Here is a 19,333-nt window from a genome sequence, read left to right on the forward strand (position 1 = left end):
GTCCAAACCTGTGCTTAACTGGACGATCCGAGCGGGGGTCAAAACGCCGCGAGCGAGCGTTTTAAGTTGACGAGATGGCCATCAACCGACGTATGTAACGAATGGTAAGTTCCAATTTAGACGTTTCCGAGATTTTTGTGGAGCGGGAGGGGCAGCGCGGTGCCATGCACACGCGTCACCTCAACGAGCAGCTCGTTCGCGTCCTCAAGACCATCGGCTACGACGTCGGCTTCCAGAAGGGGCAAGGCCAATACCTCTTCGATCGTCAGGGGGCTCGTTACCTAGATCTATTGAGCGGATTTGGCGTTTTTGCGATCGGTCGTAATCATCCGGACCTGCGCAAGGCGCTGAAGAGCGTGCTCGACGCCGATCTGCCGAATCTGGTGCAGCTCGACGTCTCCACGCTCGCCGGCGTGCTCGCGGAACGGCTTCTGGAATATGTTCCATATCTGGACAAGGTGTTTTTTGCTAATTCCGGCGCCGAAACCGTCGAAGCCGCGATCAAGTTCGCGCGCGGCGCCACCGGCCGTCCCGGCATCGTCTATTGCGGGCATTCGTTCCATGGCCTGTCCTACGGCGCGCTGTCGCTGACCGATGATTCGAATTTCCGCAGCGGCTTCGAGCCGCTGCTGCCGGGCTGCACCCCGATACCCTACAACGATCTCGAGGCGCTGGAGAAAGCGCTGTCATCGCGCCAGGTCGGCGCGTTCATCGTCGAGCCGATCCAGGGCAAGGGCGTCAACATGCCCACTGACGAGTTCCTGCCCGGCGCGCTGGCGCTGTGCCGCAAATACGGCACGCTGTTCATCGCCGACGAGATCCAGACCGGCATCGGCCGCACCGGAAAGTTCCTCGCGGTCGAGCACTGGGGCATCGAGCCCGACATGGTGTTGCTGGCGAAGGCGCTCTCCGGTGGTCACGTGCCGATCGGCGCGCTGCTGACGCGCAAGAACATCTTCGACAAGATCTTCAACCAGATGGACCGCGCGGTCGTGCACGGTTCGACCTTCGCGAAGAACGATCTGGCGATGGCCGCCGGCATCGCCACGCTCGACGTCATCAAGGCCGAGAAGCTCGTCGAGAACGCCGCCAAGCGCGGCGCCGAGCTCCGCCTGGCGCTGACCCGCATGGTGCCGGGCTACGAATTGATGAAGGAAGTCCGCGGCAAGGGCCTGATGATCGGCGTCGAGTTCGGGCCGCCGAAATCGCTGCGCCTGAAGGCATCGTGGAATCTGCTGGAGACCGCCAACAAGGGCCTGTTCTGCCAGCTCATCACGGTGCCGCTGTTCAAGGATCACAAGATCCTGACCCAGGTCGCGGGCCACGGCCTCCACACCATCAAGCTGTTGCCGCCGCTCGTGATCACCGAACAGGATTGCGCCTGGATCGAGAAGTCGTTCGACGAGGTGATCGCCGGCAGCCACAAGGTGCCCGGCGCGATCTGGTCGCTCGGCAAAACGCTGGTCGACAACGCGGTGCGCAAGTCGGCGTAAGCCTGAAGCTGACTCATCGGTCATTGCGAGCTGCGTAGGGCGGGTTAGGCGAAGCCGTAACCCGGCATCGCGCGCGAGAAATTTGGTGGATTACGCCTCCCGCTAGTCCACCCTACAAATCATCCCTCCTTGTTGGCGCGCATCGCGCTCTCGAACTTGTCGCCGAATTCGGTCAGCTCGTCGGCGCCGAGGTCGCTGACCGCCCAGTAGTTCAGGCCGCGGTCGCTCCAGCGGCGGATGTTGAAGCCTTGCAACGTCGAGATCTTCGCCGGGTGCCGTTCGGTGTTCGCGGTCTGCGCCACGAACAGGTTGATGACGTGCTGGCGCCGCTTGTAGACCACGGCGCCGATCTCGCGGGTGTTGACGTAGTCGAGCCGGCCGCCGATCAGGGTGAAGCCCTGCGCGGTGAGGTCGATCACCGGTGGCGAGACGTCGAGCTTGCCATTGAACCAGGGCTTGACCGTGTGCTGATCGGTCGAGATCACGTCGGTGAGGTGGCCGGCCTGCAGCGAGCGCAGATGCGCCGACACCACCTCGCTCTCGATGCGCTGCTCGTCGTCATTGCGCAGCACGACCGCGACAAGGCCGGTCGCGGCCATCGCCGATACCGCGGAGCCGAGAGCGAAGCCGCGCAGCACCGAGCGCCGGCTCGGCGCCGCCTGCACCTGCGGCTGCGGCAATGCCTTCTCGATCTTGCGGCGCAGCTCGAGCGGCGCCTTGTAGCGCACGTCGCTCTCGGCGATCGCCTGGCGGATCTCCTGATACTCCTTCATCAGGACGGCGCAATGCGCGCAACCCTCGATATGGGCTTCCACTTCGCGTGCATGGCCGGCGTCGAGTTCGCCATCGATCAGCGCGTGGACCAGCACTTCGGCTTCCTCGCAGGTCATTTCACTTGCTCCTGTTCCGCAAGCCAGGCCGATCGCAGCATGGCGCGGGCGCGCGCGAGGCGCGACATCACGGTGCCGACCGGCACCGCGGCGACATCGGCGATCTCGCGGTATGAAAGATTCTGGATTTCCCTGAGCACAAAGGTCTCGCGAAACGGCTCGGCGAGCGCCGCGACCAGCTTGCGCACGGTATCGCCGTCGAAACGGCGCAGCAGCTGCTTTTCCGGTGTCTCCGGAGCTTCGCTCCACAGCGGGGTCTGCTCGCCGCCTTCGGGCAGCTCCTCGACCGCGGTGGGGGCGGTCTTGCGCCTTGCATATTCGGCGCGGCAGACATTGCGCAGGATCGCGAACAGCCACGGCTTCATGGCAGGTCCCCGGTAGCTGTCGAAATGCTTGTAGGCGCGCAGATAGCATTCCTGCACCGCATCTTCGGCGTCGGCGGCATCGCGCAGCAGGTAGCGCGCCAGCGTATAGGCGTCGTCGAGATACGGCAGCGCCGCCTCGCGGAAGCGCCGTGCCTTCTCGGGATCGTCTTGCGACGCTTTGACAACCATCGTGTCCTGCCCGGCATCTCGAGAGACGGCTTGTACCCGGCCGGGGGCGGAGGGCCACCGGCCGGGCATGGCTGTGATTGTATGGCTGGTCACGTTACCCAACCTTGATACTGCCTGTCATGTGCGGATGCAGCGAGCAGAAATACTTGTACTCACCGGCTTCCGTGAAGGTGAACGAGAAGGTGCCGTCGGTATCCATGGTCTTGGAGCGGAATTTGCCCGCACACACCACGGTGTGCGGGATGTCGTCGCGGTTGGTCCAGGTCACGGTGGTGCCGACCTTCACGTCGAGCGGGTTCGGCGTGAACGAAAAGTTGTCGATGTGGACCGCGGTGTCTTCGGCGCGGGCCGCCGTGACCGGCAGCAGCATGGTCGCGACCACGGCTATACCGAAGTCGCGTCGATTGATCGAACTCATCGCTCTCTTCCCTCAACCCTGCAGCGGCGTGTCGATGATGGCCAGCGGCTGGCTGTTCTGCTTGAAGTTGATGCTGGCGACGCCGAGCATGCTGCGCAGCTTGGCATCCTCGACCTTCATCGGGCCGGGCGAGGGCGCGGAACCGGGCGCCGGCTGCGGGAAGGCGGTCGAGCGCGCGGTGTGGAAGGTGACGTTGCCCTCGACCTTCTGCATCACCTGGTGGATGTGGCCGTTGAGCACGGTGACCGAGCCGAAGCCCTTGACGTATTCGAGCGCGCGGGCGCCATCCTCGGTGCCCCAGCCCCATTGCGGATAGACCGTCCACAGCGGGATGTGGGCGAACAGCACGATCGGCGTCGACTTCGAACGGCCCTTGAGGTCGTTCTCCAGCCATTCCAGCTGCTCGTTGCCGAGATTGCCGAGGCCGCCGCCCTTGAGATCGACGACGTTGACAAGGCCGATGAAATGCACGCCGCCGGCATCGAACGAATAGTAGCCCGGACCCTTGGTGCCGCGGCCGTAGCGCTCCTTGTAGAGCTTGACCTCCTCGTCGATGAAGTCGTGCTCGCCCGGCACGTAATGTACGTCGAGCTTGGCCTGCGAGATGATGCGATCGGCGTCATCGAATTCGGACGCCTTCGACAGATGCGTGATGTCGCCGGTGTGGATCATGAAGGACGGCTTGACCTGCATCGCGCGGACCTTGTTGATGGCCTCTTCCAGGGTGCCGATCGCATTCGGGTTGGCCGGCTTATCGAAGCCGACATGGCTGTCGCTGATCTGCATGAAGGTCATGCCCGTCGCAGCCTCCGCGGCCTGTGCCGAGCCGACGATGCCGAGCGAATGCGGCACGCCGCCGGTGACAGTCCACAGCACGCCGGTGCCGGCCCAGGTCATGCATTCCAGCACCTTGCGTCGGCTGACGCCCTTTTCCTCATCGTGGTGATCGTGATCGTGTCCGCTCATGACATTGTCTCCCGTGGGCCCCAGGGATTGGGTTTCCGGGTAGGTGATCAGCGGTGCCGGGGCTTTATTCCCGGGACTGCGGCGGTGCGTCGGGACGCGATGACGATTTCGTGAGGGTCCGCGCGACAGGTGGACGCAAGGGCAAGATGCGCCATTGCCGCCCAACGGCTTGCGGCGCTATCGACCCATCAAACCACTGATCGGCCGGAGGAAACCATGGGCGACGTGACCGGCGGCTGTCACTGCGGCGCGATTCGTTATGAGGTGACCGGGGAACCGATCGTCCATGCGCTGTGTCATTGCAGCGATTGCCGGCGTCATGCCGGCGCGCCGATGGTCGGCTGGGTGATGGTCGCCGAGGACATGGTCAAGCTGACCAAGGGGCAGCCCAGGATCTACCAATCCTCGGAGCATGGCCGGCGGCACTTCTGCGCGGATTGCGGTACCGGGCTTTTCTACACCAATGGCAACATGTTGCCCGGGTTCATCGACATTCAAAGCGGCACCTATGATGACCCCGGCGCGGTGCCGGCCGTCGTGCATATCCAGGTCGCCGAGCGGCTGCGCTGGATGGAAGATGCGCATGAGCTGCCGACCTTCGACCGCTTTCCGCCGCCGACATGACCGGCGACCGGCGATGATGCGCGCCGCAGCATGGACATGTTGCGCAACATAGATGAACGGCCGCAACAAAGCTGTCTTGCAGCCGTCAGCATAATGTCAGCGCTGCTGCGTAATGATGCCGGACTTCATTCGCCACATCGGGAGAGCATCATGAGCGACCACGCAGGCGTTGAGCATCACCACAAGGCAGCTGAGCATCACGAGCACGCGGCGCGTCATCACCGCGAGGCAGCCAAGCACCACGAGGCCGGCGACCACCACAAGGCGGCGCATCACGCCCACAGCGCCCATGGTCACGCCAGCCATGCCCAGCATCACCACACCGAGGCGAGCCGGCATCACGCCGAGCACCACGGCAAGCACTAGTAACCGTTCCAGTACTGCGTGAGTTGGCTTCCGCCGTCCCCGCCAGGGGACGGCGTTTTTCTTTTTGACCTACTCCGCGCGTCTTGCAAACGTTCTGACCGCCGCAACCTTCAGCGCCGGCGCTTCCTGCGCGACGCAATGCCCGACGCCGTCGAACGTCCAGCGGCTCGCGTGCGGGAGCAGCGCCGCGGCTCGGTCGGCCATCAGCTTGTAGACCGATCCTGACTGCTCGGTGGTGGCGATGCAGACCGGGCAGGTGATCTCGGAGAGCCACGGGAATGGATTGCCGCGGGCATCGCCGGTGTAGATCTGTTCCATCGCCTGGACGATCGGCAGCAGCAGCGCGGACTCGATCTCGGGCGTGCAGCGCAGCCGCACGCGGCCGTCGTCGAGTTTTGCAAACCCGTGATGGACATAGGCCCAAAGCGATCGCTCGGTCCATGGCGCGAACGCGGGCGCGGTGCGCAGCCGCTGGAACAGCGCATCCGCGCTGTCGAACTCGGCCCGGCGGCGCAGCGCGCCCTGCACGGACGCGCTCGACATCTCGCTCAAGCCACCGGTCCGTCGCGCGTGCGGGTCCATCACGGTCGGCTCCGTCACGAACAGCCGCGCGAAGCGGTCCGGCATCAGCTTCGTTGCGAGCAGCAGGTCGGTCGCGCCGGCGCTGTGGCCGATGCCGTAGATGTTATGCAGGCCGAGGCGTTCGACCACCATGCAGATGTCTTCGGCGAAATCCTGGAAGTGGTAGCAATCGGCCGCCGGTTTGTGGCTCAGGCCATGGCCGCGGCGGTCGAGCGCATAGACGGTATGGTCGGCGGCCAGCGCCTCGGCGACCTCGCTCCAGACCTCGGCGACAAAGCCGGTGCCGTGCAGCAGCAGCGCGGGCGGCTTGCCGGAAGCGGGCTCGCCCCATCGCGCCACCGCGATCGCGGTGCCGGCATCGCCAACGAGAATTCGCTGCGGCTGCGTCATCGTCGCTCTATCGCGCGTCCTGCAAAATGATCGCCGCGGCCTTCTCGGCGATCATCGCGGTCGGCGTGTTGGTGTTGCCCGAGGTGATGGTCGGCATCACGGAAGCATCCGCGATGCGCAGGCCGTGCAGCCCGTAGAAGCGCAGCCGCTCGTCGACGACAGCCATCGGATCGTTGGCCATTCCCATCTTCGCGGTGCCGACGGGGTGGAAGATCGTGGTGCCGATGTCGCCGGCGGCCTTGGCGAGCGAGGCATTGTCGTCGCCGACCGCGGGGCCGGGCAGGAATTCCTCGGGGTGATATTTCGCAAGCGCCGCCTGCTTCATCAATTTGCGCGTGGTGCGGATCGCATCGGCTGCGACCTGGCGGTCGTCTTCGGTCGACAGATAGTTCGGCGCGATCGACGGCTTGTCGTCGGGCGCGGTCGATTTGATCCGCACGGTGCCGCGCGAGGTCGGCTGCAGATTGCAGGCGCTCACCGTGATCGCCGGGAAGCGGTGCAAGGGATCGCCGAACTTGTCGAGCGACAGCGGCTGCACGTGGAACTGGATGTTGGCGCGCGAGCGCGTCGCGTCCGAGCGGGTGAAGATGCCGAGCTGCGACGGCGCCATGGTCAAGGGACCGCGGCGGCGGAATGCGTAGTCGAGGCCCATCAGGCCGCGGCGGACCAGGTTGTAATAGGTCTCGTTCAGCGTCCGCACGCCCGATACCTTGTAGATCGCGCGCTGCTGCAGATGGTCCTGCAGATTGCGGCCGATGCCCTGCACATCGGCGACGATGTCGACGCCGAGCGGCGACAGCCATTCGGCCGGGCCGATGCCGGAGCGCTGCAGCACCTGCGTGGTGCCGATCGAGCCGGCGCAGAGAATCACTTCGCCCTTGGCGCGCGCTTCCACGACCTCACTGCCTTGCTCGTTGCCTTGGCGGAACAGCACGCCGGCGGCGCGGCCGCTCTCGATGATCAGGCGGTCGACCAGCACGTTGGTCTCGAGCCGCAGATTGCTGCGGTTCAGCACCGGCTTGAGGAAGCCGCGCGCCGACGACCAGCGCCGGCCGCGCTTCTGGTTGACGTGGAAATAGCTGGTGCCCTCATTGTCGCCGGTGTTGAAATCGGGAATGCGCTTGATCCCCATCTCTTCCGCGGCATCGCCGACCGCGTCGAGGATCTGCCATGACAGGCGCGGCGCCTCGATGCGCCAGCCGCCGCCGACACCGTGATGCTCGCTCTCACCGAGAAAATGATCCTCGAGCCGCTTGAACGCCGGCAGCACGTCGCTGTAGCTCCAGCCGGTGAGGCCGAGCTGCCGCCAGTGATCGTAATCCGCGGCCTGGCCGCGCATCGAGATCATGGCGTTGATCGCCGAGGACCCGCCGATCACCTTGCCGCGCGGATAGGCGAGTGCGCGCCCGTTGAGGCCGGGCTCTGCCTCGGTCTTGAACATCCAGTCCGAGCGCGGATTGCCGATCGCGAAGAGATAGCCGACCGGGATGTGAAACCAGATCCAGTTGTCCTTGCCGCCGGCTTCCAGCAGCAGCACGCGCTTCTTCGGATCGGCCGACAGGCGGTTGGCCATGATGCAGCCCGCCGTGCCTGCGCCGACGATAATGTAGTCGTAATCACCCTCGAGCCTTCGCGGCATGTCCTCGTTCCCGGCAAGCGTCTTTTGTTGAGCCCCTATTAGTCAGACGTAGCCGGTCGAGACAAGCCCGGCGGAGGACGCCGGGCGTGCGCTGGGTGATCAGGGACGGCTGGGTTCGGCGGGTGTGACCTCGGGTTTCGGCCGCGGGACACAGAGAATCAGGGTCAGCATGCCGATCGCGAGCAGCGCACCGACGACGGCTAGCGGTGCGTAGATGCTCCCGGTTGCGACATTCATCCATCCGATCAGGGCAGGGCACACCGCGCCGCCGAACGAGCCTATCGCGCTGATCAGCGCGATACCGCCGGCCGCGGCGCTGCCTTCCAGCATCGCGTTCGGGATGGTCCAGAACAGCGAGAGGATCGCGAAGATGCCGATCGATGCGATCGCGAGCAGCGTCACGGTCAGGAGGATGATGCCCTGCGCCGCCTGCAAGGCGATGAAGCACGCTGCCGCGACGAGACCGCAGCACACCACATGCCAGCGCCGCTCCCTGGTGCGATCGGAACTGGTGCCGATCGCGACCATGCCGATCGCCGACGCCACCGAGATCACTCCGCTCAGCCAGCCGATCTCGGTGGTGGTCGCGACGCCGACGCGTTTCAGCAGCGTCGGCGTCCACAACAGGATGGTGTTGAGCGAGCAGAAGAACGCGAAATAGATGAAGGACAGCAAATAGACGCGCGGCTCGCGCAGCGCCGCCGCGAAGCTCCGCGTGGTGCCGGGCGTGGCGGCGCGGTCGCGGGCGAGATCGCTTGCGACCTGCCGCCGCTCGTCAGTGCTGAGCCAGCTCGCGGCCTGCGGCCCGTCGGCGAGATAAAGATAGGCGGCGATACCGAGCAGCAGGGCGGGAACACCTTCGAGGATGAACAGCCACTGCCAGCCATGCAGGCCATGGACGCCCTGCATGCGATCCATGATTAGGCCCGACAGCGGTCCGGCGATCACGCCGCCGAGCGGCACGCCATCACGAACAGGCTGGTCATGCGGCCGCGCACGCGGTCCGGAAACCACAGCGTCAGATAATACAGGATACCGGGAAAGAATCCGCCTTCGGCGGCGCCGAGCAGGAAGCGCAGCAAATAGAGATGATACTGGTTCTGCACCAGCGCGAGCAGCACGGTGACGGCGCCCCACAGCACCATGATCCGCAGCAGCGTCTTGCGGACGCCGATCTTGACCAGCAGCAGATTGCTCGGCACTTCGAGCGCGACATAGCCGACCGAGAAGATGCCGGCGGCAAGCCCGAATACCGCGTCGTCGATGTTCAGGTCGTGCAGGAATTGCAACTTGGCGAAGCCGATGTTGAAGCGATCGATGATCGCCACCGTGTAGCACGCCAGCAGGAACGGGATCAGGCGCCAGGCGATCCGTCGATAGAGCCGCGATTGGGCCGCATCCTGCATCGAAATCTCCTCATTGATTATTTTGATTGTTTGTTGGCGCGGCGACGGCGGTGCGCTCCCTCGCCCCGTTCTTACGGGCAGAGGGTTGGGGTGAGGCGCTGTCTCCGCATACTCGGAGAACGCCCGCGGAGGCTCCCCCTCACCCGGAATGCATCTGGCGATGCGTTCCGGCCTCTCCCCGCAGGCGGGGCGAGGCGGAGCGCGCTGCTCGACCTGAGCGCAGTTCGCTAGTTCGCCGGAAACTCCACCATCGCTTCGCCGGCCGCGACCGTCTCGCCGCGCTGGTTCTGCACGACGACGTCGACCAGCACCCAGCGCGATCTGGCTGATATCTGCTTGGCCTTGATGGTGCCTGCGGGGCGGATGGTGTCGCCGGGCTTCACCGGCTTCAGCCAGCGCGTCTCGAGCCTGCGATGGATCGCGCCCGCGGGAAGAGCCCAGTCGGTCAGCATGCGCGAGATCAGGCCGAAATTGTTCATGCCATGCATGATGATGCCGCCGAAATTGGTCTTGCCGAAATCGCCCTTCATGTAGTTGTCGTCGAGATGCAGCGGGTTGTGGTCGAGCGATGCATCGCAGAACAGGCGGATCGATTCGCGCGAGACCGCGAATGCGGGGCCGTCGATGCTGTCGCCGGCCTTGAGAGTATCGAAATTCGCTGTGGTCATCGTGATCCCCCTTAGATCGGACGGATGGTCTGGCCGCGACCCGAGCAGATCACGTCGCCATGCTGGTTGAAGAAGACGTTGTCGTGCACCACGAACAGCCGCTCGCGCTTGATGAATTTGTCGAGCGCGCGGGCCTGCAAGGTGATGGTGTCGCCGGGGCGGGCAGGGACGTTGTAGCTCCAGGACTGCCCGGCATTGACGGTGCCCGGCGAGCGCATCCAGTCGTCGGCCGGTGTGCAGGCGAACATCAAGAGGATGTGGATCGCGGGCGGCGCGATCAGCCCGCCATAGGGGCCGGCCTTGGCGGCGGCTTCGTCCAGATACAGCGGATTGGTCTCGCCGACCGCGCGGCAGTACAGCGCGATTGCTTCTAGCGTCAGCGTGTAGGGTAGCGTCTTGCGCGGTTCGCCGGGGACGATCTCGTCCCAGACCTTACGCAGCTTCGCGTCCTTCCAGAAATCGGTTTCGAACGGGGTGGTCGCAGAACTTTCCGCTTGCGCCATCGGGCATCCTCCTGCTATTCAGTTCGTCAGGCGAACAATTTATTCGCTGTATGAACTGACGCTAGCGCGGTCGGGGGCCCCTGACAAGCGCGCAGCGCCGCGTTATGTGCAGGCAGCCATGCGGGCTGCGATGTCATGAACAATAACAACGCCCGAGCATGACCGGAAAAGTGCGAAGCGGTTTTCCGAAAAGGATCATGCTCAAACGAAAAGCCAGAGCGACGGGATGAGCAAAGAAAGTGACGGCTTCGTGCGCGCGATCGCGCGCGGCTTCTCGATCATCGAGGCGCTCGGCAAGCCGCCGGGCCGGCACACGCTGGCGGAAGCCGCCGACACCGCCGGCCTCAACCGCGCCACCGCGCGCCGCATCCTCGCGACACTGGTGGCGCTGAAATACTGCGCCTCCGACGGACGCTATTTCAGCTTGCGGCCGCGCGCGCTCGGGCTCGGCCTGTCCTATCTCAACGCGCTGCCATACTGGGCGCATGCTCAGCGCGCGCTGGAAAATCTGCGCAACGAGATCGGAGAATCCTGCGCGATGGCGGTGCTCGACGAGGACGAGATCGTCTATGCGCTGCGCCTGCCGGCGCGGCGGATCCTGTCGGCCAATCTCGGCGTCGGCAGCCGGCTGCCCGCGCATCTGGTGTCGCTCGGCCGCGTCATGCTCGCGGCGCTGCCGCCTGTTACCCGCGGGGCCTATCTCTCAGGCAGCGCCTTCAAGCAGGTGACGCCGCGCACGGTCACCGATCCGGAGCGTCTCGGCGAGTTGCTCGCGCGGGTCGAGAGCGAGGGTTATGCCTGGGTCGATGGCGAGCTTGATCCCGCGATCTGCGGCATCGCGGTGCCGCTGCGCGATCCGGCAGGCTCCGTGGTCGCGGCGCTCAGCGTCAACACGATCTCGGGGACCGTGAGCGAAGCCGGCGCGCGCAAGAAATTCCTGCTGCCGCTGCGGCGCACCGCGCAGGAGATCCGCAGCCAGATGCTGACCTCGGGCTAGGGCGCGGCCGTCATCGACGCCTTTTCAGCCGTTTCGGACCTGGATGGCTTTTCACGCCCGTGCCGAATGAATAGGCTTTCTCTTTGTTGGCCGGCTGAATTGCCAGGAAAAATTCCGGCCGCGTCAAACGTTGCTCAACTTGCCGGAGGATTCCCGTGGCAGACCCGGTCCGCGCCCCTTTCTACCACGACGGAATGCGTGAGTTGCAGGACCGCTTCGACGGTCGTCGTGTCGCCGACGGCCTCGAGAAGCATCGCCTCCACTTCGAATTCTGGGAACAGGACCGCAAGCTCATCGAAGAGTCGCGGTTCTTTTTCATTGCGACGAGCTATCAGGACAACGTCGATTGTTCGATGCGTTCCGGCGATCCCGGCTTCGTGAAGATCACTGGGCCCGACACGCTTGAATTCCCTGAGTACGACGGCAACAACATGTACCGCACGCTCGGCAATATCCACCGCAACCCGAACATCGGCTTGCTGTTTGTACGCCTCGACGGCAAGACGTTTCGTACGCGCATCCGAGGCAAGGCAACGATCCACGACAGCGCTGAAGCGCTTGCCGGGCATCATGGCGCGAAGGTTGTCGTGCGCGTCACATGCGAAATCTTTCCAAATTGCCCGCGCTACGTTCCGGACCTGATGGGTGCTTCAGCTGATGTGCCGGCGAATCTGTTCGTTCCTCGGCCAGGCTACGAGCCGCCCGCACCGGAATGGAAAAGCCGGGATTACCTCAAAGACGTCCTTTCGAAATACGATCCGCACCGGAAACGTGAATAGGGGAGCAACCCCCGATCAGGGCAGCGGCGCCATGTAGGGAATGCTGGCGACCAGCGCGAACACCTGAACCGCATTGCATAGCATGCCGCCCCAATGCAGCCGGCGCAGCCGCCGCACCGCGGTGGGATCACCTGAGTCCCGCGCGTCCGCCTCGGCATCGAGCCGCCGCAGAAACCAGCGGCGCGCCAGCACCGCAAATCCCGCGATCAAGGCGATGCCAAGCGCGACGGCTGGCCGGCCAGCCGCGGCAAAGGCCAGTGTTCCGATCACACCGGAGACCGTGAGCACGAGGAAGTAGGCATTGAACATGCCGCGCAGCAGGCGGGTCACCGGTGGGACGTCGAGCTTCACAAGCAGGAACGCCGGCGCCGCCAGTAGGAAATAGCCCATCGGCACCAGCAGGATGATGGTGGAGAACAAGACCGCCTGATCCGGCGTCATGCAGCCGCCCCTTTTTTGAAGGCCTGAGGATTCTCGGTGCGGAAACCTGAGGTAGTATCCGCGCGGGATATCTCCGGCACTATTAGGCTTTGGTCGGATGCGATCGTATCAGGCCTGACGTCGGTGCAAAGTGCCGCGAGAAGCATTCTGCCTCCTGTTTGCGAATGCAGGCCCCAGCCGCAGGCATGCCACATCTGTTGGGTGGACCGGCTCTTGCATGCTAAACAGGCACAAGTCGTCCAACCCTCTGAGGCCAGAATTCTCATGCCCATCGTCAACCGCGTCGCCGATCTGCAACCCGATATCCAGGCTTGGCGCCGCAACATCCATGAAAACCCCGAGCTGCTCTATGATGTGCATCGCACCGCATCATTCGTGGCCGATCGTCTCAGGGAGTTCGGCTGCGACGAGGTCGCCACCGGCCTCGGCAAGACCGGCGTGGTTGGGGTCATCAAGGGCAAGAAGGGGCCGGCCAAGGGCGACGTCAAGGTGATAGGCTTGCGTGCCGACATGGACGCGCTGCCGATCCATGAACAGACCAACCTGCCTTACGCCTCGAAGACGCCTGGCAAGATGCACGCCTGCGGCCATGACGGTCACACCGCGATGCTGCTCGGCGCGGCGCGCTATCTGGCCGAGACGCGCAATTTCGCCGGCGATGCGGTCGTGATCTTCCAGCCGGCCGAGGAGGGCGGGGCCGGCGCCGCCGCGATGATCAAGGACGGCCTGATGGATCGCTTCGGGGTCGAGCAGGTCTACGGCATGCACAATGGCCCGGGGATACCGATCGGCTCGTTCGCGATCCGCTCCGGCCCGATCATGGCCGCAACCAACGCGATCGACATCAAGATCGAGGGCCTTGGCGGGCATGCCGCCCGGCCGCACAAATGCATCGATACCGTGCTGGTCGGTGCGCAGCTGATCACGGCGCTGCAGCAGATCGTCTCGCGCGCCGTCGATCCGCTTGACTCCGCTGTGATCTCGATCTGCGAATTCCACGCCGGCAACGCCCACAATGTGATCCCGCAGACTGCGGAATTGCGCGGCACCGTGCGCACGCTGACCAATGAGGTTCGCCAGCTCGTCGAGAAGCGCGTGCGCGAAGTCGTGGATGGCGTCGCCAAGATGACCGGCGCCAGGATTGAGCTCAACTATGAGCACGGCTATCCCGTCACCGTCAATCACGGGCCGCAGACCGAATTTGCGACCCGCGTCGCGCGCGAGGTCGCGGGCGCGGCCAATGTGCACGAGATGCCGCCGTTGATGGGCGCCGAGGATTTTTCCTACATGCTGGAGGCGCGGCCCGGCGCCTTCATCTTTTGCGGCAACGGCGACAGCGCCGGCCTGCATCACCCCGCCTACAATTTCAACGACGAGGCGATCGTCTACGGCACCTCGTATTTCGTGAAGATCGTGGAGAACGCGCTGGCGGCGTGATGTCGCGGTCCGCGTCACCTTGGTTCAACGAACGCCTCATGGCCGGGCGAAAGCGCGAAGCGCGTCTTCGCGCCGGATGTCCCGGCCATCCACGGGTTTCCTTACTCGAACCGAAGAGGTGGATGCGAAGCGCACACGTGTGCGGTCCTAGTCCGTCGGGAGCCGCGAGAATCGGAAATTGCAGTGGCTCGCGCCGCCAGCCAGCGTTTGGGTCCTTTGCAGGTGGATGCCTCGGGTTGCATAGGCGTCGAAATCGAGCCCGCAAATGTTCGGCAGGATGTCTTTATCGCCATGGCGAGCCGCGAATTTGCAAAAGCCGCAAGCCTTGTAGTCGATGCCGAATTCAAAGCTGTCACCCGGACCCGGCTCGACGAAATCGTACACGAAATCTTCCGGAAATTCTTTCTGATGGCTTTTTGTAGCGCTTTGTGTCGCCTGCTCGCGCAGCAAAGCCTGATTCTCCGATGACATGAACTGACGCCCCGAGGCGAGACGTTCCGCTTCGGGCACCGTGAGCAGTTGCGCCTTGTAGGTTTCTCGCTCGATTTCGCCGATCACCGAGAGCGACACGCCGTGCCGCCGGAGTACGCGGCTGATAGCCATAAATCCGATCAGACGCATGAAGAAATCGCTCATGCGACTAGCCGCGCCTCCGACATAGGGCATTTGGGTGAGCACGATTTCGAATTCGTCCATCACCTCCTGCCTGATCCCGGCAATACCGGACAGATGCGCGCACTCGCGCAACATCGCTTCCGCAAGGTCGAGGCGATGGCACATTGCGGCCTCCATGGCACCGCGATGCGACTCGTAAAAGGGATGGATGATCTCAGCCATTGGACATCCTCTCTCATCAAACCCCGGCGCGGCATCCACGCTTCACTCGGCAGCGATCGCCTCGATCTCCAGCAACCATTTGCTGTCGACGGTTTCGGCAATCATGACCGTCGATGCAGGTTCGTTTCCTTCGAGCATCTTGCGGCGAATGGCGCGGTTGGGGACCAGCTGGCTCTTGTCAGTCAGGAACGTGTTGATCTTGACCAAATGCTCGACGCCGAGGCCGGCGGAGGTGAGCACTTCGATGACATTGCGCCAGGACTGCTCGCATTGCGCCTCGAACCCTTCGGGCACGCTGCCGTCGGAATTCTCCGGCACCTGGCCGCTGATGAACAGCAGCCGGCGGTGCTGGCCAACTTCCAGCCCCATGCTGTAACCGCTGGAGGGAGCGTGGACGGCAGCGGGATTGTGACGGACGAGATGAGCCATGTCAGATTTCCTCATGTTCGACGAATTCCAGAGCCAGGCCATGCGACGCGGCGGGTGCAATCAGTAACGCATTGTCGATCAGCTGGAACGCGACGCCGTTATTCTTCAAGAGCCGCCTGGTCGCATCCAGATCGGTGACCGCCACGCGCGCCGCGCAAAAGCGCGGCGAGCCATCGGCGACGACGTCAGGTAGCCGGCGCGCGATCTCAGACGGACCGAGCACGGTGATCCGATTGCCCCTCTCGCCGACCGTCAGTTGTCCGGGCGCGTGCTCGGCCGCACTCTCCGTCAGGCTTTCGAGGAACGCGCGATGTTGCTCAGGCTCCGGCGCCGACATGACGACCTCGATCACGCGCAAGGCGCCGTTGGGATGGTGCTGGTATTCCGCCTTCCAGAACAGTTCTGGCGGATGGCGTTGCTGGCAGGTAAAGAAGGCGATCCCGGGCATCGCGGCATCGGTGGCAAAGGCCAGTGAGAATGCGACACGGGCAGTGCCGCCGCCCGGCAGCACCGCGTCACGGCCGAAATCGAATGGTGCATAAGCGCCGATGCGCATCGCGCGGAAGCGTGCTGCGTCGGCGTGTGCGTCGGTGCTGTGCAAGGCCAGCATCGACATCCCTTCAGCGTTCCTGAGAAAATCCTGCTGATGTGCGGCAAAGTTGAAGTGGCCGCTCTCGGCCGGCGGTATCGCTGCGACATTGGTAACGGCCAGCAATTCCAGAAAATTGTTCCCGAACATCGCCAGGCGGTTGCTGGTTCCGAAGGGATGGACACCGGTTGGCGTCAGGCTGAAGCCGAGCGTCTGCCAGTCCAGCGCGGCCTGCGCCAAATCGTGGACACAGATAACCAGATGATCGAGGCGGTGAGGCATGGGATCTCCGCAAATGCTGCGACCCAACCGTAGCTGCGGCCACCAAGCCGGCGCAAACCATGTTTCCTTCGGTCCAGCACAAGAAAATCTATTGCAAGGTCACGGCCCATCGGTGTCAAACTGCAGTGCGATGACCTACGCCCTTCCACCACTCAACGCGCTCCGCGCATTCGAAGCCGCCGCGCGGCATCTCAGCTTCAAGCTGGCCGCGCACGAGCTGCACGTGACGCCCGCCGCCGTGGGGCAGCAGGTGAAAGCGCTGGAGGCGCGCCTTGGTGTGCGTTTGTTCGAGCGGCTGCATAAGCAGCTCATCCTGACGGCGGCCGGCCAGGCCTACCTGCCCGGGATATCCGATGGTTTCCGTCGCATTGCGGAAGCGACCTCGCAAATGAAACCGGCAGGTGCAGTGCTGCTGCAGTTGGGGGGCCATGGCAGCTTCGACCTGCGTCGCCTCGAACTGGCGGAGTTTCGCAGCGCGCATGCGGACATCGGTTTGCGGGTGCTGCAGCCCGCCGGCTTGCATGAGTTGGTCGAGGGCAAGGTCGACCTGCTGATAGCCCGCGGTCTTGGCCACCATCCGGGCTATCGCTCCGACCGGGTCAATGAGGGATCCGGTTTGGGTGATTGGCTGATTGCGCCCGAAGGTACCGCGGATTGTCCCGAGGTCATAAGCTTCCGCCAGTGGCTGCGCGCCCTGGCGGCCGAGAAGGGGCTCGCAAACCACCGCCGCCCTCGTCTGGTCGGCAGCATCGGGAGTTGAGGCGACCGCAAGAGCGCGTTCGCAGCGCTACGCTGACGCAGACGCGTTCGTCACGAATCCCACCGCACTGGCAACGACACCGGACCGCGGAACACCCAGCCGCGGACAACCGGCGGAGCCTCCTCGCGGAGGCGCAGATTGCGCAGGCGTTCGAACAGCATCGGCGCCACGATCTTGCCGACGGTGAGCCGCGACACCCAGGTGCCGGCGCAGAAATGCGGTCCGGCGCCGAACGCCAGATGCGATTGCTTTGGCCGCATCACGTCGAAACGATCGGGATTGGCGAAGCGGCTGCCGTCGCGGTTCGCGGCGCCGACGCAGAGGCCGATCTGAAGGCCCTCGGGCAGCGCGGCGCCGGAGAGATCGACGCTGCAGGTGACGCGGCGCGGATACATGCCGATCGGCGAGATCCAGCGCACCGCCTCCTCGAGCGCTGACGGCCATAGCTCCGGCTTCGCCAGCACGCTGTCCTTCTGCACGGGATTTTCCAGCAGGCCGAGCACGAGGGTCAGGATCGCGTCGCGCGGCTCGTTCAGTCCGCCGCCGATGATCACCTTGATGTTGGCGCGGATGGCTTCGATCGGCATCTGCGGATCGGCATTGACCATCGAGGACAGGATCGAGGGATTTGGATTGCTGCGGTGAAGTTCGAGCACCACGTCGATCGCGGTATCGACATCGGCGCTCGCCTGCATCGCCTTGCGCTCGATCTCGGCATCGGCGGCATAATTGCCCGCGCCGTCGATCAGCGCCTGCGACCACTCGGCCAGGATCTGCCACGGCATCTCGTGAAAGCCGATCATCGCCATCAGGCTGAGCGAGGCCATCGGCGCCGCCAGCGCGGCGAACAGATCGGCCTCGCCGGTCACGGACAGATCATCGATCAGCTCTTGCGCGATCGCAGAGAATTTGGGCGCCCAATGCTCCTTGATGGTGGCAGGACGAAACGAGGGCTCGATCGCCTTGCGGCCGATCGCGTGCTCGGCGCCGTCCTTGCGCATGAAGGTCGGCCCCATCACTCTGTTGACCAGCGAGGCGGGATTGTCGGCCGAGTAGGTCGCGGGATCGCGCTCGATCCGCGTGATGTCGTCGAAGCGCGTCACCAGCGTCAGCTTGGCGGGTTCGACGAAAACCGCCGGCGCCATCTCGCGCAGGCGGCGGAAGACCGGGTAGGGGTCGTCGAGCAGGTCCTGATACGCGATGTCGGTGACGACAGGCACGGTGCTGGTCATTAATCCTCCCGGGAGCGTCTTTTCGCCAAATCTAGCGCCGGGTGCGCAATCGCTCAATTCGATGGGGCCGATCTGCTACATCGAAATCTCGCATGACCTTGTGATAGGCTGGGCCGCCAGCAATGGGGGAGGTGCAGCGTGGCGGTCAATTCCTCGATCGATCCGATCGACATCGGGACCTTGCGGACGCTGGTGCTGGTGTACGACCTGCAATCGTTCTCGGCGGCAGCCAAGCGGCTCGACGTCAACCAGTCCACGATCAGCTATGCGATCGAGCGGCTGCGCGGCGCGCTCCGTGACCCGCTGTTCGTCCGCAACGGCAATGGCGTGACCGCCACGGAGCGCTGCGCGGCACTGGTCGGCTGGGCGCGAGACATGATCGGCGAGATCGACGGGCTCGCCGCACCGGCGGAATTCGATCCGGCGACGGCGCGGGGCAGCGTGACGATCTCCTGCAACTATCACGAACGCCAGACCCTGATCCCGCAATTCACTGCGCGGCTGCGGGCCGGCGCGCCGCAGGTTCGTCTTGTCTTGCTCGACGCCGCCGGCCACGGCGACGTCCATCTCAAGCAGAACCAATGCGACATCGTGCTCGGTCCGGTCGGCATCGTCGGCGACAACTTCTTTAGACGCCACATCCTCACCGATCACTATGTCTGCGTGATGGATCCGGCCCATCCGCTGGCGCGCGGCCGGGTCGCGCTGTCGGCCTATGCGAAGGCCGAGCATGTCTTCATCACCCACAGCGGCGAGTGGCAGCCGCTTTATCTCGAGGCGCTGAGGGCGAAGCAGATCGAGATCGAGCCGGTGGTCAGCCTTCCGAACCACGACAGTCTGGAGCGCATCATCGCCGGCACAAGACTGGTCGCGACCATCCCGCATCATCTGGCGCGGGCGATGCGCGGCGGCCTGCATGTCGGTGCGCTGCCGTTCCGCGTGCCGGTCTCGATCGACATGTACTGGAGTGCCAGGACGGCCAAATCCGGCCTGCACAAATGGGCGCGCGGCCTGCTCGCCGAGGAAGCCCGGGCTTATGCTGCTTGAGCCG

The 19,333-nt window shown here is 64.4% G+C and carries 21 protein-coding genes and 1 pseudogene; 7 read left to right on the top strand and 15 right to left on the bottom strand.

The window, feature by feature from the left end; translation table 11 throughout:
• The first annotated feature begins 101 nt into the window (after positions 1 to 101).
• On the top strand, positions 102 to 1,493 hold the full coding sequence (gene hpnO, locus WDM24_RS13130; protein ID WP_029082129.1) for an aminobacteriohopanetriol synthase HpnO: 1,392 nt from the start codon (positions 102 to 104) through the stop codon (positions 1,491 to 1,493).
• A gap of 119 nt (positions 1,494 to 1,612) precedes the next feature.
• Here hpnO and WDM24_RS13135 read toward each other — a convergent pair whose 3' ends face one another.
• The 4 genes from WDM24_RS13135 to WDM24_RS13150 form a co-directional block, all read right to left on the bottom strand.
• Positions 1,613 to 2,383, bottom strand: coding sequence for an anti-sigma factor (locus WDM24_RS13135; protein WP_338831528.1), 771 nt, complete (start codon positions 2,381 to 2,383; stop codon positions 1,613 to 1,615).
• Positions 2,380 to 2,937, bottom strand: a complete 558-nt coding sequence (locus WDM24_RS13140) for a sigma-70 family RNA polymerase sigma factor (protein WP_338698423.1) — start codon at positions 2,935 to 2,937, stop codon at positions 2,380 to 2,382. Before WDM24_RS13140 ends, WDM24_RS13135 begins: the two co-directional genes overlap by 4 nt.
• 94 nt (positions 2,938 to 3,031) lie before the next feature.
• On the bottom strand, positions 3,032 to 3,355 hold the full coding sequence (locus WDM24_RS13145) for a cupredoxin domain-containing protein (RefSeq protein WP_166203713.1): 324 nt from the start codon (positions 3,353 to 3,355) through the stop codon (positions 3,032 to 3,034).
• 12 nt (positions 3,356 to 3,367) lie between these two features.
• The gene (locus WDM24_RS13150) at positions 3,368 to 4,321 is read right to left on the bottom strand and encodes a metallophosphoesterase family protein (protein ID WP_338831529.1); all 954 of its coding nucleotides are present in this window, start codon (positions 4,319 to 4,321) and stop codon (positions 3,368 to 3,370) included.
• A gap of 216 nt (positions 4,322 to 4,537) precedes the next feature.
• Here WDM24_RS13150 and WDM24_RS13155 point away from each other — a divergent pair, with 216 nt between their 5' ends.
• Complete coding sequence (locus WDM24_RS13155) at positions 4,538 to 4,945, top strand: GFA family protein (protein ID WP_338831530.1); 408 nt, start codon at positions 4,538 to 4,540, stop codon at positions 4,943 to 4,945.
• A 96-nt stretch (positions 4,946 to 5,041) separates the two neighbouring features.
• Here WDM24_RS13155 and WDM24_RS13160 read toward each other — a convergent pair whose 3' ends face one another.
• The 6 genes and pseudogenes from WDM24_RS13160 to WDM24_RS13185 form a co-directional block, all read right to left on the bottom strand.
• Positions 5,042 to 5,308 (bottom strand): hypothetical protein, encoded by a 267-nt coding sequence (locus WDM24_RS13160; protein ID WP_338831531.1) that lies wholly within the window; start codon positions 5,306 to 5,308, stop codon positions 5,042 to 5,044.
• Positions 5,309 to 5,380: 72 nt separating this feature from the next.
• On the bottom strand, positions 5,381 to 6,283 hold the full coding sequence (locus WDM24_RS13165) for an alpha/beta hydrolase (protein WP_338831532.1): 903 nt from the start codon (positions 6,281 to 6,283) through the stop codon (positions 5,381 to 5,383).
• A gap of 7 nt (positions 6,284 to 6,290) precedes the next feature.
• Positions 6,291 to 7,922 carry a GMC family oxidoreductase gene (locus WDM24_RS13170; RefSeq protein ID WP_338831533.1) on the bottom strand — a complete coding sequence of 544 codons (1,632 nt, stop codon included), beginning with the start codon at positions 7,920 to 7,922 and terminating at the stop codon, positions 6,291 to 6,293.
• A 99-nt stretch (positions 7,923 to 8,021) separates the two neighbouring features.
• Positions 8,022 to 9,328: pseudogene (locus tag WDM24_RS13175) on the bottom strand (MFS transporter).
• A 227-nt stretch (positions 9,329 to 9,555) separates the two neighbouring features.
• The gene (locus WDM24_RS13180) at positions 9,556 to 9,996 is read right to left on the bottom strand and encodes a MaoC family dehydratase (RefSeq protein WP_338831534.1); all 441 of its coding nucleotides are present in this window, start codon (positions 9,994 to 9,996) and stop codon (positions 9,556 to 9,558) included.
• A gap of 11 nt (positions 9,997 to 10,007) precedes the next feature.
• Positions 10,008 to 10,499 carry a MaoC family dehydratase gene (locus WDM24_RS13185; RefSeq protein WP_166293601.1) on the bottom strand — a complete coding sequence of 164 codons (492 nt, stop codon included), beginning with the start codon at positions 10,497 to 10,499 and terminating at the stop codon, positions 10,008 to 10,010.
• Positions 10,500 to 10,725: 226 nt separating this feature from the next.
• Between WDM24_RS13185 and WDM24_RS13190 the strand changes: the two genes are divergently transcribed.
• Both WDM24_RS13190 and WDM24_RS13195 read left to right on the top strand, forming a co-directional pair.
• Entirely contained in the window at positions 10,726 to 11,496 is a 771-nt protein-coding gene (locus tag WDM24_RS13190) for an IclR family transcriptional regulator domain-containing protein (protein WP_338831535.1), read from the top strand.
• Positions 11,497 to 11,651: 155 nt separating this feature from the next.
• The gene (locus tag WDM24_RS13195; RefSeq protein ID WP_338831536.1) at positions 11,652 to 12,275 is read left to right on the top strand and encodes a pyridoxamine 5'-phosphate oxidase family protein; all 624 of its coding nucleotides are present in this window, start codon (positions 11,652 to 11,654) and stop codon (positions 12,273 to 12,275) included.
• A gap of 15 nt (positions 12,276 to 12,290) precedes the next feature.
• Here the strand turns inward: WDM24_RS13195 and WDM24_RS13200 are convergent, their stop codons facing one another.
• Positions 12,291 to 12,716 carry a hypothetical protein gene (locus tag WDM24_RS13200; protein WP_338831537.1) on the bottom strand — a complete coding sequence of 142 codons (426 nt, stop codon included), beginning with the start codon at positions 12,714 to 12,716 and terminating at the stop codon, positions 12,291 to 12,293.
• 264 nt (positions 12,717 to 12,980) lie between these two features.
• Between WDM24_RS13200 and WDM24_RS13205 the strand changes: the two genes are divergently transcribed.
• Positions 12,981 to 14,153, top strand: coding sequence for a M20 aminoacylase family protein (locus WDM24_RS13205; RefSeq protein WP_338831538.1), 1,173 nt, complete (start codon positions 12,981 to 12,983; stop codon positions 14,151 to 14,153).
• Between the two features lie 147 nt (positions 14,154 to 14,300).
• Here the strand turns inward: WDM24_RS13205 and WDM24_RS13210 are convergent, their stop codons facing one another.
• Genes WDM24_RS13210 through WDM24_RS13220 form a run of 3 tightly spaced genes read right to left on the bottom strand, consistent with a single transcriptional unit; the run spans position 14,301 to position 16,290 of the window.
• Complete coding sequence (locus tag WDM24_RS13210; RefSeq protein ID WP_338831539.1) at positions 14,301 to 14,990, bottom strand: L-2-amino-thiazoline-4-carboxylic acid hydrolase; 690 nt, start codon at positions 14,988 to 14,990, stop codon at positions 14,301 to 14,303.
• A 42-nt stretch (positions 14,991 to 15,032) separates the two neighbouring features.
• The gene (locus tag WDM24_RS13215; RefSeq protein WP_166293609.1) at positions 15,033 to 15,419 is read right to left on the bottom strand and encodes a RidA family protein; all 387 of its coding nucleotides are present in this window, start codon (positions 15,417 to 15,419) and stop codon (positions 15,033 to 15,035) included.
• 1 nt (position 15,420) lies between these two features.
• On the bottom strand, positions 15,421 to 16,290 hold the full coding sequence (locus WDM24_RS13220) for a VOC family protein (protein WP_338698451.1): 870 nt from the start codon (positions 16,288 to 16,290) through the stop codon (positions 15,421 to 15,423).
• Between the two features lie 130 nt (positions 16,291 to 16,420).
• Between WDM24_RS13220 and WDM24_RS13225 the strand changes: the two genes are divergently transcribed.
• Positions 16,421 to 17,050 (top strand): LysR family transcriptional regulator, encoded by a 630-nt coding sequence (locus WDM24_RS13225; protein ID WP_338831540.1) that lies wholly within the window; start codon positions 16,421 to 16,423, stop codon positions 17,048 to 17,050.
• Positions 17,051 to 17,100: 50 nt separating this feature from the next.
• Here the strand turns inward: WDM24_RS13225 and WDM24_RS13230 are convergent, their stop codons facing one another.
• Positions 17,101 to 18,282, bottom strand: a complete 1,182-nt coding sequence (locus WDM24_RS13230; RefSeq protein WP_338831542.1) for a cytochrome P450 — start codon at positions 18,280 to 18,282, stop codon at positions 17,101 to 17,103.
• A gap of 138 nt (positions 18,283 to 18,420) precedes the next feature.
• Here WDM24_RS13230 and WDM24_RS13235 point away from each other — a divergent pair, with 138 nt between their 5' ends.
• Positions 18,421 to 19,329 (top strand): LysR family transcriptional regulator, encoded by a 909-nt coding sequence (locus tag WDM24_RS13235; RefSeq protein WP_338831543.1) that lies wholly within the window; start codon positions 18,421 to 18,423, stop codon positions 19,327 to 19,329.
• Positions 19,330 to 19,333 lie beyond the last annotated feature (4 nt).

Source organism: Bradyrhizobium sp. 27S5 (assembly GCF_037217225.1).
Lineage (GTDB): Bacteria > Pseudomonadota > Alphaproteobacteria > Rhizobiales > Xanthobacteraceae > Bradyrhizobium > Bradyrhizobium septentrionale.